At 72.4% G+C, this 13183-nt stretch carries 8 protein-coding genes and 1 pseudogene; 6 read left to right on the top strand and 3 right to left on the bottom strand.

The window, feature by feature from the left end; translation table 11 throughout:
* Both JQN84_RS31075 and JQN84_RS31070 read right to left on the bottom strand, forming a co-directional pair.
* Positions 1-234, bottom strand: a pseudogene (locus JQN84_RS31075) (alpha-galactosidase); the annotation flags it as partial.
* 39 nt (positions 235-273) lie between these two features.
* Positions 274-3123: a glycosyl hydrolase family 95 catalytic domain-containing protein gene (locus JQN84_RS31070; RefSeq protein WP_204962150.1), complete on the bottom strand. Its 2850-nt coding sequence runs from the start codon at positions 3121-3123 to the stop codon at positions 274-276.
* 632 nt (positions 3124-3755) lie between these two features.
* On the opposite strand from JQN84_RS31070, the gene JQN84_RS31065 reads away from it, so the two are divergent.
* From JQN84_RS31065 to JQN84_RS31040, 6 genes are all read left to right on the top strand, one after another.
* On the top strand, positions 3756-5315 hold the full coding sequence (locus JQN84_RS31065; RefSeq protein ID WP_204962149.1) for a glycoside hydrolase family 43 protein: 1560 nt from the start codon (positions 3756-3758) through the stop codon (positions 5313-5315).
* Between the two features lie 72 nt (positions 5316-5387).
* Positions 5388-6428 (top strand): LacI family DNA-binding transcriptional regulator, encoded by a 1041-nt coding sequence (locus JQN84_RS31060; protein WP_204962148.1) that lies wholly within the window; start codon positions 5388-5390, stop codon positions 6426-6428.
* A 129-nt stretch (positions 6429-6557) separates the two neighbouring features.
* Positions 6558-6986: a Fur family transcriptional regulator gene (locus tag JQN84_RS31055; RefSeq protein WP_204962147.1), complete on the top strand. Its 429-nt coding sequence runs from the start codon at positions 6558-6560 to the stop codon at positions 6984-6986.
* Between the two features lie 23 nt (positions 6987-7009).
* Positions 7010-9286 carry a catalase/peroxidase HPI gene (gene katG / locus JQN84_RS31050; RefSeq protein WP_204962146.1) on the top strand — a complete coding sequence of 759 codons (2277 nt, stop codon included), beginning with the start codon at positions 7010-7012 and terminating at the stop codon, positions 9284-9286.
* A gap of 168 nt (positions 9287-9454) precedes the next feature.
* The gene (locus tag JQN84_RS31045; RefSeq protein ID WP_204962145.1) at positions 9455-10075 is read left to right on the top strand and encodes an acyl-CoA-like ligand-binding transcription factor; all 621 of its coding nucleotides are present in this window, start codon (positions 9455-9457) and stop codon (positions 10073-10075) included.
* Between the two features lie 283 nt (positions 10076-10358).
* Positions 10359-11918 carry an FAD-dependent monooxygenase gene (locus JQN84_RS31040; protein WP_204962144.1) on the top strand — a complete coding sequence of 520 codons (1560 nt, stop codon included), beginning with the start codon at positions 10359-10361 and terminating at the stop codon, positions 11916-11918.
* A gap of 58 nt (positions 11919-11976) precedes the next feature.
* Here JQN84_RS31040 and JQN84_RS31035 read toward each other — a convergent pair.
* Positions 11977-13183: sulfate adenylyltransferase subunit 1 (locus JQN84_RS31035; protein WP_204962143.1), on the bottom strand; the 1207-nt coding region annotated here is incomplete at its 5' end.

Genomic DNA, 13183 nt, shown 5'->3' with positions numbered 1-13183 from the left:
GTCTTTCATGCCGGTGTTGACCATGGCGTCGGTCATCTGCCGGATCAGGGTTTCGTTGATGTTGCAGCCGAAGGTGTTCCAGCTGTTCCAGCCCATCGGCGGCGTCCGCGCCACCCCATTGTCGAGGGCCAGTGCCGGGGAGGTCCGCAGCGCCACCGCCGGGCCCGCCACCAGCAGCAGCCCCGCCGCCACGGCGGTCAGGAGCCGACGGCTACGGGTAGATGGTCTTCTCATGGTCTTCCGTCCGTTTCACTCGGGGATCGTGGGTGCCGGTCAGCTGGTGGTGCAGGTGAGGTTCGTCGGCGCGTTGTTGGTGCCGTTCACCGTGCCGATGAAGCCGAACGTGGTGGAGGCACCGGCGGCCAACGTCCCGTTGTAGTCGACGTTGCGGACCGTCACGTTCGCGCCGCTCTGGGTGTGTGACCCGCCCCAGATCTGGCTGATGGTCTGCCCGTTGGGGAACGTCCAGGACACCGTCCAACCACGGATCGCGGTCGCGCCGGCGGTCACCGTGACCTCCGCCTGGAAGCCACCCGACCACGAGCCCGTCACCGCGTACGTCGCCCGCGCCCCCGAGGGTGCGGGGGAGCTGGTGGTCGGCACCGGCGTCGTCGGGACCGGGGTCGTCGGCGCCGGCGTCGTCGGGGTCGGCGTGGGGGTGGCGGTGGGCGTGGCGGTCGGCGTCGGGGTCGGCGTCACGCCCGGCCGGGCCGCCCGGTAGGTGTGCCCGGCCTGGACGGCGAACTGGACGACGTCGGTCTCCGGACGGGTGGTGGCCGGCACGCTGCCGTCGGCGACATCGGTGATGGTGAAGCTGCCGGTGAACAGCCGGGACCGCACCCGCAGCGTGCCGTCGCGGTCGGCGCGGATGCCGATCTCGTCGGGCTGCCCGCTGCTCCACGCCACGCCGACGGTGTAGCCGCCGCGCCCGCGCAGGCCCGCGACCTGCCCGGTGGGCCACGCGCTGGGCAGCGCGGGCAACACGTTCAGCTCGCCGGTGTGGCTGTGCAGCAGCATCTCGGCGATGCCGGAGGTGGCGCCGAAGTTGCCGTCGATCTGGAACGGCGGGTGCAGGTCGAACATGTTCGGCGCGAGCCGGTCGGTGCGCACCAGGTCCTTGAACAGCTTGTGGGCGCGGGCACCGTCCTCCAGCCGGGCCCAGAAATTGATCTTCCAGGCGAGCGACCAGCCGGTCCCGTCGTCGCCCCGCAGCTCCAGGGTCTTGCGGGCGGCCTCGTACAGCGCCGGGGTGCCCCGCTTGGTGATCTGGTTGCTGGGGTGCAGGCCGTACAGGTGGGAGACGTGCCGGTGGTTCCGCTCGGTCTCCACCCAGTCGGCCAGCCACTCCTGCACGTTGCCCCGCGAGCCGACCCGGGTCGGGGGGAGCCGGTCCTTGGCGGTACGCACCTGCGACCGGAACGTGCTGTCCACATTCAGGATCTCGCTGGCACGGGCGGCGGCGTCGAAGAGGTCCCGCAGGATCTGGTTGTCCATCGTGGGGCCGGCGCAGACGCTGGCGTTCGAGTGGTGCGGCAGCTCCGGGGAGTTCGACGGGTTCGTCACCAGGTAGCCCAGTGACGGGTGGGCGACGAGCGTGTCGAGGAAGAACTGGGCGGCACCCTTGAGCGCCGGGTAGTTCGCCTGGAGGAAGCCCAGGTCGCCGGTGAACAGGTAGTGGTCCCAGATCAACGTGCCCAGCCACGCGCCGCCGGTCTGCCACATGCCCCACAGCGCCCCGTCCACCACCGACGCGCCCCGCCAGGCGTCGGTGTTGTGGTGGGTGACCCAGCCACCCGCGCCGTACTGCGCCTGGGCGACCCGGGCACCGGTCACCGTCAGGTCCTTGACCATGTCGAACACCGGCAGGAAACACTCGGACAGGTTGGTGGTGTCGGCCGGCCAGTAGTTCATCGGCAGGTTGGCGTTGATGGTGTATTTCGAGTCCCAGGACGGCGTCAGCGAGTCGTTCCAGATGCCCTGAAGGTTCGCCGGCTGGGTGCCCGGCCGCGAGGACGAGATCAGCAGGTACCTGCCGAACTGGAACAGCAGCGCGGCGAACTGCGGGTCGTTGCTGCTCGCGTGCTGCGCGATCCGCACGTCGGTGGGCTGGTCGGCCGCGGCCGTACGACCCAGGTTGATGTTCACCCGGTTGAACAGCGCCTGGTAGTCGGCCAGGTGCCGGCTGCGCAACTGCTCGATGGCCACACCCTTGGCGGCGTTGAGCCGGGTGCGGGCGATGCCCTGGTAGTCGCCGTTGACGGTGCGGTAGTTGACGTAGCTCGAGCCGATCGAGATCAGGATGGTGACGCTGGTGGCCCCGGAGACCCGCAGGGTGCCGCCGGAGCTGCTGACCGTGCCCCCGGTCGCGGCGGCGTTGGCCAGGGCCAGGAACCGCACCGAGCCGGTGACCCCCTCCTGGCTGCCGGAGATGCCGTCCAGCCCGATGGTGGCGGAGTCCGGGCTGGACACGGTGGTGCGCTGCGGACTGTCGAACGTGGCGGAGAACGTGATCGCGTTGGCCCGGTCGGCGGTCAACCGCACCACGATCACCTGGTCGGGTGCGCTGGCGAAGACCTCCCGCTGGTGCCGTACGCCATTGAGCACGTAGGTCGTGGTCACCGTGGCGGTGGTCAGGTCGAGGGTCCGGACGTACTGGCTGACCCCGCTGGCCGAGCCGAAGGCCAGCCGCAGGTTGCCCACCGTCTGGTACGCGAGCTGACCGCCCGGGTTGCCCATCATCGTCTGGTTGATCAGGTCCTGCGCCGAGGTCCACTGGTCGGCGAAGACCCGCCGTCGGATCTCGGCCAGGTTGGCCGCGCCCCGGGTGTTGGCCGAGTCGTACGGGCCGCCGGCCCAGACGGTGTCCTCGTTGAGCTGGAGGCGTTCGGTGTCGACGTTGCCGAACACCATCGCGCCGAGCCGGCCGTTACCGATCGGCAGCGCGCGCAACCAGTCGGTGCCGGCCCCTTCGTCGTACCACAGGGCCAGGTCGTTCGCGGCCAGCACCTGCGGTGGTGCGGCCGAACCGGCGCGGGCGGTGGCGGACCAGGCGACCGGGACCAGCGCGGCGCCGGCCCCCACCGCTCCGGCCTTGAGGACGTTCCTTCGGGTCACTTCAGACATGTTCTCTCCCAGGGGTGCGGATCAGAGCCGGGTACGGATGGGGGAGGGCGGCACTGGCGGCCGCCGCCGTGGACCCGGTGCCGGGGACACGGTCGACCGCCACCCGGCCCGGACCGGTGTTCCGGTCGGCCGCAGCGGAAACCCTGCTGTTATCGCTAACAGGCGCGGCCCGTCGCGCCCTGACGTCGGCATCCATGATTACCGTGACGGCGCGTCGAGCTCCCGGCGGCGCACCATCTCGCCACATATGGACTCTCGTGGATTCCTTGGGCTCCGTCAAGATATGACGGCCATGTTGCGCGAATGTTCCTGGCCCGGTCCGGAGGTCCGCGTCGTCGCCCGTCGGCTGCCCCGGGTGGTTGCCGGCGGGCGTCCGGAATGGTCCGACGGGCCGCCGTCCTAGTTCGGGTGTGCGGGCGGGATGCCAGCTCAGGACCGGTTCTCCGGCGGTGCCTGGCCACGGGGCGCAACGTCCGCGCGACCCTGGGCGGCGGCGCCGCCCTTGAATCGGCGGACGGCTTTCCGTAGCATCCGGGTTTGCGAAATGTTATCGCAAACATTTCTGGGCGCGGCAACCCGCCCCGGCGTCGTCCATCGTGTCTGTGCCTGTGCCGTCGAGGAGGTGCCGCGCGGTGTCCACCGGAGCGTCCTACCGCAACCCGGTCGTCCCCGGATTCCACCCCGACCCGAGCGTCTGCCGGGTCGGCGCGGACTACTACCTGGTCTGCTCCAGCTTCGAGTACTTCCCGGGCGTACCCCTGCTGCACAGCCGCGACCTGGTCACCTGGCGGCAGATCGGCAACATCCTGGACCGTCCCGGCCAGCTGGCGCTGCCCGCCGACACCGAGGCGTCCCGGGGCATCTTCGCGCCCACCCTGCGCCACCACGACGGCCGGTTCTGGCTGGTCACCACCAACGTCAGCCTGGGCCGGCACCTCATCGTCACCGCGCCGGAACCCACCGGCCCCTGGTCCGACCCGGTCTACCTCGACCTGCCGCACGTCGACCCCTCGCTGGCCTGGGACGACGACGGCACCTGCTGGCTGACCACCTCCGGCGTGGACGCCTACCGGATCGACCCGGAGGGCGGTCGGGTGCTGGAGGGGCCGATCCCGCTGTGGTCGGGCACCGGCGGCCAGTACCCGGAGGCCCCGCACCTCTACCGGATCGACGGCTGGTGGTACCTGCTGCTCTCCGAGGGCGGCACGCACACCGGCCACGCCGTCTCGGTCGCCCGCTCCCGCAGCCCGCGTGGCCCGTTCACCCCCGCGCCGGCCAACCCGATCCTCACCCACCGGGGCACCGACCTTCCGGTGCAGGCCACCGGGCACGGCGACCTGGTCCAGGCGCTCGACGGCAGCTGGTGGCTGGTCCTGCTCGGCATCCGGGCCCGGGGCCAGTGGCCGCCCTACCACGTCCTCGGCCGGGAGACCTTCCTCGCGCCGGTGCGCTGGGTCGACGGCTGGCCGGTCGTCGACCCGGTCCGGGAGGTCACCGCCGCGCCTCCCGGCAGCCCCCCGGCCGGTGCCGCCCCGGCCGGGCCGGACGCCTTCCACGACGACTTCGACGCGGCCGTCCTCGCGCCCGAGTGGATCTCGCCCCGCAGCCGCCCGGACGACTGCTGGTCGCTGACCGCCAGGCCGGGCTGGCTCACCCTGCACGCCGTGGGCGCGACCCTCGACCTCGCCGGTGCGACGATCGTGGCGCTGCGGCAGCGGTACCACGACAGCCGCACCAGCGTCCGGGTGGACCCGGGCACCGGTGTCGCCGGGCTCACCATCCGCATCGACGAGGCGCACCACTACGACCTGGAGGTTCGGGCCGGCACCGTCCGGGTGATCGGCCGGGTCGGGCCGTTCCGGCAGGTCTTCGCCACCCATGCCGTCCCGGACGGCCCGCTGGTGCTGACGGTCGCCACCCGTACCCACGACCTCTACCCGCCGACCGTGACCTCCGCCGCCGAGCTGGCGGCCCGGACCGCGCCCCGGGGGGTACGCGCGGCCGGCTGCGACATGGTCACCTTCGAGGTGGCCGGCCCGGCCGGCCCCGTCGTACTGGCCGAACTCGACGGGCGCTACCTGTCCACCGAGGTCGCCGCCGGGTTCACCGGCCGGGTTATCGGCATGTACGTCACCGGGGGCAGCGCGGCGTTCGACTGGTTCAGCCACCGCCCGGCGGCACCGCCGCACTGAGCGGGAGCCGGTCCGGTCGGGGCCCTCGCCGGTGCGCCGGGTCGGGACGCCGGGACACGTAGACTTCCCTGCGTGATCGAGGAAGGTCGACGTCGCCGCTCCCGCAAGCCCCGGCGCGGCGACCTGCCCCTCGCCACGATCGCCGAACTCGCCGGGGTGTCCCCGCCGACGGTCTCCAAGGTGCTCAACGGCCGCCGGGGGGTGGGTGAGCAGACCCGGCAGCGGGTGGAGGCGTTGCTACGTGACCACGGCTACCGTCGCCGGCCGGCCGGAAGCTTCACGCCCTGCATCGAGGTGGTCTTCCACCAGATGCTCTCCTCGATCGCCATGCCGATCCTGCGCGGCGTCCAGGAGATCGCCGGCCCCCGGGACCACACGGTCGGCTTCACCGACGTACGGCACTGGCTGCGGGCCGGGCAGCCCTGGGCGCAGGCGGTGCAGCTGCGCCAACCGGCCGCCGTGATCACGGTCTTCTCCCTGGTGACCGCCGAAGACGGGACGAGCTTCGCCGCCGCCGGCATACCGCTGGTGGCCGTCGACCCGGCCGACAACCTGTTCCCCGTCCCCGTCGTCGGGTCGGGCAACTGGAGCGGGGCGCTGTCGGCCACCCGCCATCTCGTCGACCTCGGCCACCGGCGGATCGGCGTGCTCACCGGCCCGGTCCGGGACCTGTCGGCGCGGGCCCGCCGCGACGGCTTCCGGGCCGCGCTTGACTATGCGGGCGTACCGTTCGACGAGCGCCTCGAACGCAGCGGCGTGTTCGCCTTCGAGGACGGCCTGCGGCTCGGTGGCGAGCTGCTCGCCGGGCCCGCGCCGCCCACCGCCGTGGTCTGCGGCAACGACCTTCAGGCGCTGGGTGTCTACGCGGCGGCCCGGGAGGCCGGCCTGCGGATTCCCGACGACCTCAGCGTCGTCGGCTTCGACGACGTCGACGAGGCGGCCTGGCTGGCACCGCCGCTGACCACGGTGCGGCAGCCGTTCGGGGAGATCGGGGCCACCGCCGCCCGGCTGGCGCTGGCCCTGGCCGACGGCCAGCCGCTGGCGCAGGACCGGTACGAGCTCGGCACGTCGCTGGTGGTGCGGGGCAGCACCGCGCCACCCCGCCGCCGCTGAGCCCACCCGCCCACTCCCGTCACCATCCGGTCGCGCCGGGTGAGTCATGCGTCACCCAGGGGAGGGATGTCCGCCGCCACGCCGGCCGTAAACTTGATTTGCTCCAGAACAGCGGGCTAGGGTCGACCCATGACGGCCGAGCTCGAGGCACAGTTACGGGCGGCCTCGCTGCGCGTGACCCGGCCCCGACTCGCCGTGCTCGCCGCGCTGCGGGACCATCCGCACGTCGACACCGACACGGTGATCGCGCTGGTCCGGGCCGACCTGCCAACGGTTTCCCACCAGGCGGTCTACGACGTGCTGCGGGCGCTCACCGAGGCCGGCCTGGTGCGCCGCATCCAGCCGGGCCGGTCCACCGCGCGTTACGAGGCGCGGGTGGGGGACAACCACCACCACGTCGTCTGCCGTTCCTGCGGTGTGATCGCCGACGTCGACTGCGCCGTCGGTCACGTTCCGTGCCTCACCGCCTCCGACGACCACGGTTTCGTGGTCGACGAGGCGGAGGTCGTCTACTGGGGCACCTGCCCCGACTGCGCGGCCGACCGCATCTCCCAGTGATCCACCAGTTCGGAAGGAAGTACATGAGCGACACCCAGGACAACGCCCCCGCCAGCGCGCAGGGCGTGGACCAGAAGGCGGCGGCCGGCTGCCCGGTCGCGCACGACTCGGTCACCGCGCAGGGCAGCGAGAGCGAGAACCCGGCGATCGACTCGCCGACGCCGAAGACCGGCGGGCGTCCGCGTACCAACCGGGACTGGTGGCCCAACCAGCTCGACCTCTCGGTCCTGCACGCCCACTCGGCCAAGGGCAACCCGCTGGGGGAGGACTTCAGCTACGCCCGGGAGTTCGCCAAGCTCGACGTCGAGGCCCTCAAGCGGGACATCACCGAGGTGCTCACCACCTCGCAGGACTGGTGGCCGGCCGACTTCGGCCACTACGGCGGCCTGATGATCCGGATGAGCTGGCACGCCGCCGGCACGTACCGGATCGAGGACGGCCGTGGTGGCGCCGGCGACGGCGGACAGCGGTTCGCGCCGCTGAACAGCTGGCCGGACAACGCCAACCTGGACAAGGCCCGCCGGCTGCTCTGGCCGGTCAAGCAGAAGTACGGCCAGCAGATCTCCTGGGCCGACCTGCTCGTGCTCGCCGGCAACGTGGCCCTGGAGTCGATGGGCTTCACGACCTTCGGCTTCGGCTTCGGCCGGCCGGACGTCTGGGAGCCCGAGGAGATCTTCTGGGGTCCGGAGGACACCTGGCTCGGCGACGAGCGCTACGCCTCGGAGACCGAGATGTCGGCCGGCGTCGGGGCGACCGAGATGGGCCTCATCTACGTCAACCCGGAGGGCCCGCGCGGCAACGCCGACCCGCTCGCGGCGGCGCACTTCATCCGGGAGACCTTCCGCCGGATGGCGATGAACGACGAGGAGACCGTCGCCCTCATCGCCGGCGGCCACACCTTCGGCAAGACCCACGGCGCGGGCGTCGCCGACGACCACGTCGGCCCCGAGCCCGAGGGCGCCCCGCTGGAGGCGCAGGGCCTGGGCTGGCTGAGCACCCACGGCAGCGGCAAGGGCGGCGACACCATCACCAGCGGTCTGGAGGTCACCTGGACCGACCGGCCGACGCAGTGGAGCAACCGCTTCTTCGAGATCCTCTTCGGCTACGAGTGGGAGCTGAGCACCAGCCCCGGCGGGGCCAAGCAGTGGGTCGCCAAGGACGCCGAGGCGATCATCCCGGACGCCCACGACCCGGCCAAGAAGCACAAGCCGACGATGCTCACCACCGACCTGTCGCTGCGCGTCGACCCGGCGTACGAGAAGATCTCGCGGCGCTTCCTGGAGCACCCCGACGAGTTCGCCCTGGCGTTCGCCAAGGCCTGGTACAAGCTGCTGCACCGCGACATGGGTCCGGTCAGCCGCTTCCTCGGCCCCTGGGTCGCCGAGCCGCAGCTCTGGCAGGACCCGGTGCCGGCCGTCGACCACGAGCTGGTGTCCGACGCCGACGTCGCCGCGCTCAAGGCGAAGGTGCTCGACTCCGGCCTGACCACCGCGCAGCTGGTCAGCACCGCCTGGGCCTCCGCCGCGAGCTTCCGGCACACCGACAAGCGCGGTGGCGCCAACGGCGCGCGGATCCGCCTCGAACCGCAGCGCAGCTGGGAGGTCAACCAGCCCGAGCAGCTCGCCACGGTGCTGGCGACCCTGGAGGGCATCCAGCGCGAGTTCAACGACGCCGGTGGGGCGAAGATCTCCCTCGCTGACCTGATCGTGCTGGCCGGCTCGGCCGCCGTCGAGCAGGCCGCCGGTGCCGCGGGTGTCGAGGTGACCGTGCCGTTCCGGCCGGGTCGCACCGACGCCAGCCAGGAGCAGACCGACGTCGAGTCGTTCGCCGTGCTGGAGCCGCGCGCCGACGGGTTCCGCAACTACCTGCGTCCGGGTGAGAAGACCCAGCCGGAGGTGCTGCTCGTCGACCGGGCGTACATGCTCAACCTGACCGCGCCGGAGATGACCGTCCTCGTCGGCGGCCTGCGGGCCCTCGGCAACAACGTGGGCGGCACGACGCACGGCGTGCTCACCGACCGGCCGGGCGTGCTCAGCAACGACTTCTTCGCCAACCTGCTGTCCCCGGGCACCCGGTGGAAGGCGTCGGAGTCCGAGGAGCACGTCTACGAGATCCGGGACCTGGCCACCGACGAGGTGAAGTGGACCGCCACCGCGGTCGACCTCATCTTCGGGTCCAACTCCCAGCTGCGCGCCCTCGCCGAGGTCTACGCCAGCCAGGACGCGGGCGCCAAGTTCGTGACCGACTTCGTGGCGGCCTGGACGAAGGTCATGGAGCTGGACCGGTTCGACCTCTCCTGATCCGACCCCGCTGTGCGGGCCCCGGCCGATCGGCCGGGGCCCGTCCGGCTTTCGGGGGGCGGGTGGGGGCGACCCCTGCTTCCCATAGGACAAACACCGCCGGGCCGGAAGCCAAAGCTGCGTGACACGTAATATTGCGTGTCGCGCACTTTTGGTTATGCTGGGTGGGTGAGCGGGCTACGGGCGCGCAAGAAGGCCGAGACGCGGGCGGCGCTGAGCTGGGCGGCCATCCGGCTGACCGTCGCCCGGGGCTTCGACAACGTCCTGGTGGAGGACATCGCCCAGGCTGTAGGCGTGTCTCCGCGTACGTTCAACAACTACTTCTCCAGCAAGGCCGAGGCGATCGCCTTCCGCCACCTCGACCGCAGCCGGCAGGTGGCCGAGGAACTGCGCCGACGGCCGGCCGACGAACCCCTCTGGCCGGCGCTGATCGTGGCGACGCTGACCCGATTCGCCCCCGGCCCCGAGGTCACCGAGTCGCCGCCTCACCCACACGCCGAGTGGGTCGAGGGGCTCGCGGTGATGCTGGCCGAACCGGCGTTGCAGGGCGAGATGCTGCGCGCGGGCGCGATCGCCGAGGCCGACCTGGCCGCGGCCGTCGCCGAACGCACCGGCACCGACCCCGACCGCGACCTCTACCCCCACCTCGTGGCGGCCAGCGTGACCGCCGCCGTGAACGCGGCGATCCGGCACTACCTGCGTGCCGATCCGCCCGTTCCGATGCAGCGGTTGCTCCCCGACGCGCTGGCCCAACTCGCCGCCGGCCTGCCGGCGCCCACGCCGCGATGACCACGTCCCCTGCGTCGCCCCGGCCGTGTCCCTGCCATGTTCCCGTCCCCGCCCGCTTCCCGTGCCGCCGCTGACCGTGCATCCCTGACCGTGCGCCGGCTGGCCGGCTGGCCGGCCCGACCGCGCCGCCTGCCTCATCCGCGCACCGCGACGACCGCCGCGCTGAATCGCCCACGCCCGGCCCACCACGTCCACCCTCGCCCCCGTCGGGGGGTGTCCTGTCCTGCCCACGGTCCGCCGCCGCTGGCGAGCGGATCCACCCCACCCTGGAAAGGATCTTGCGATGATCGATGTCGTGATCGTCGGCGCCGGCCCGAACGGCCTCCTGCTCGCCACCGAACTGGCCCTGGCCGGCGTCCGACCCGTCGTGTGCGAGCGGCTGCCGGCACCCACCACCGAGCAGCGTGCCAACGGGCTGGTCGGGCAGGTGGTCCGGATGATCGACCGGCGGGGCCTGCACCACCGCCTCGTCGACGACCCGGCACCGCCGCAGCCCGCGCCCGGGTTCGTCTTCGGCGCGCTGCCGCTGGACCTGCGGGCTGTGCCGGACAACCCGCTGTACCTGCTCCAGGCCCCGCAGCGGCACCTGGAACGGGTACTCGCCGAACGGGCCGCCGAACTGGGCGTACAGGTCCGCCGGGGGCACGAGGTGACCGGGCTGACCCAGGAGGTCGACGACGTACGCGTGACGTTCTCCGACGGCACGACCCTGCGCTGCCGTTACCTGGTCGGCGCGGACGGCGGACACAGCATCGTCCGCCGGCTGGCCGGGATCGGCTTCCCCGGCGTGTCGACGGACCGCACCGTCTCCCGTACCGCCCAGGTCAGCCTGCCCGCGGAGCTGATCGACGCGGCGACCGGCGGCCTCGTGATCCCCGGGTACGGCACCGTCGCACCGTTCCAGCACACCCGTACCGAACGGGGACTGATCGCGTGGGCCCCCTTCACCGGGCGTCCGGCGGGCCTCAGCACGATCGAGTGGCCCGAGTCGACGCGGTTCGACGGGCCGCCGACCCTCGCCGAGTTGCGGGCCAGCGTCGCCCGGGTGCTCGGGGTCGACGTGCCGATCGACCCGCCGGCCGGCCCCGGGCCGCACCTGCTGCGCCGCCTGGTGGGTGGCAACACCCGGCTCGCCGAGCGGTACCGCGCCGGCCGGGTGCTGCTGCTCGGCGACGCCGCCCACGTGCACTCGGCGATCGGCGGGCCCGGACTCAACCTCGGCCTCCAGGACGCGGTGAACCTGGGCTGGAAGCTGGCCGCCCAGGTGCACGGCCGGGCCCCGGCCGGGCTGCTGGACTCCTACGAGGCGGAACGCCGGCCGGCCGCGCAGCGGGTCACCATGTCCACCCAGGCCCAGTCGGCGCTGATCGCCCCCGGCAGCGAGGTCACCGCGCTGCGGGTGCTCCTCGGTGAACTGCTCGACCGGCCGGAGAACGCGGCCCACGTCGCCGCCCTGCTGGCCGGGGCGGACGTCCGCTACCCGATGGGTGCCGCGGACGGGTCGCTGGTCGGCCGTTTCGCCCCCGACCTGGTGTGGCACACCGACGCCGGCCCGGTCCGGCTGGCCGAGCTGACCCGGACCGCCCGGCCGCTGCTGCTCGACCCCACCGGTGTGCACGCCGGGGCGGCCGGGCCGTGGCGGGACCGGGTCGACGTGCTCACCGGACGGTTCACGTCGGACGGCGCGACGGCCGACGCGCCCGGCGACGCCATGCCGACCGCGCTGCTGCTGCGCCCGGACTGCTACGTAGCCTGGCAGTCCCCGCCGGACGTGCCGGACGCTGACGGGTTGACCGCCGCGCTCGCCCGCTGGTTCGGCCCGCCGGGCACCGACCGGTCCTGACGGGGTTCGGCCGGCCCGGCGGGGGAGGGTGCCGGGCCGGCCGATGCGGAGCGTCGGGTCAGTCCCGCTGGATGACCATCCCGGCGCCCACGGTGCGGTTGGTGGTCTCGTCGATGATGACGAAACCGCCAGTGGTGCGGTTGCGGTGGTAGTCGTCCACCAGCAACGGCACGGTGGTGCGCAGTCTGATCCGGCCGATCTCGTTGAGCGCGAGCGCGGTGCTGGTCTCGTCCCGGTGCAGGGTGTTGATGTCGAGCCGGTAGTGCAGCTCGCGGACGATGGCACGCGCCGAACGGGTGGTGTGCTTGACGACGTACCGGCCGCCGATCTCCAGCGGGCGGGTCTCGTCCATCCAGCAGACCATCGCCTCGATGTCCTGGGCGACGGTGGGCGTGTTGTTCGGCCGGCAGATCATGTCGCCCCGGGAGACGTCGATCTCGTCGTCGAGGCGGACGGTGACCGACATCGGGGGGAACGCCTCGTCGACGGGGCCGTCGGCGGTGTCGATGGCGGCGATCCGGCTGGTGAACCCCGAGGGCAGGACCATCACCTCGTCGCCGGGCTTGAGCACGCCGGAGGCGACCTGCCCGGCGTAGCCCCGGTAGTCGGTGACCGTGGTCGACTGCGGGCGGATCACGTACTGCACCGGGAACCGGACGTCGACCAGGTTGCGGTCCGAGGCGATGTGCACGTGCTCCAGGTGGTGCAGCAGCGACGGCCCCTCGTACCAGGGCATGTTCTCCGACCGGGTGGCGATGTTGTCACCCTGGAGCGCCGACACCGGGATCACCGCGAGGTCGGGCACGTCGAGTTTCGCCGCGAAGGCGGTGAACTCGTCGGCGATGCGTTCGAAGACCTCCTGGGAGAAGTCGACCAGGTCCATCTTGTTGACGCACAGCACCAGGTGCGGCACCCGCAGCAGCGAGCACAGGAACGCGTGCCGCCGCGACTGCTCCACCAGCCCCTTGCGGGCGTCCACCAGGACCAGGGTGAGGTCGGCGGTGGACGCGCCGGTGACCATGTTGCGGGTGTACTGGGTGTGCCCGGGGGTGTCGGCGATGATGAACTTGCGCCGGGGCGTGGCGAAGTACCGGTACGCCACGTCGATGGTGATGCCCTGTTCCCGCTCGGCCCGCAGACCGTCGGTGAGCAACGCCAGGTTGGTGTACTCGTCGCCCCGGGCCGCGCTGACCGCCTCCACCGCGGCCAACTGGTCGGTGAACAACGACTTCGTGTCGTACAGCAGCCGCCCGATCAGGGTCGAC

It is taken from the genome of Micromonospora humidisoli (genome assembly GCF_016900955.1).
Classification (GTDB): Bacteria; Actinomycetota; Actinomycetes; order Mycobacteriales; family Micromonosporaceae; genus Micromonospora; species Micromonospora wenchangensis.
Note: the sequence above shows the minus strand (reverse complement) of the source record. Positions and strands in the feature narration are given on the sequence as shown.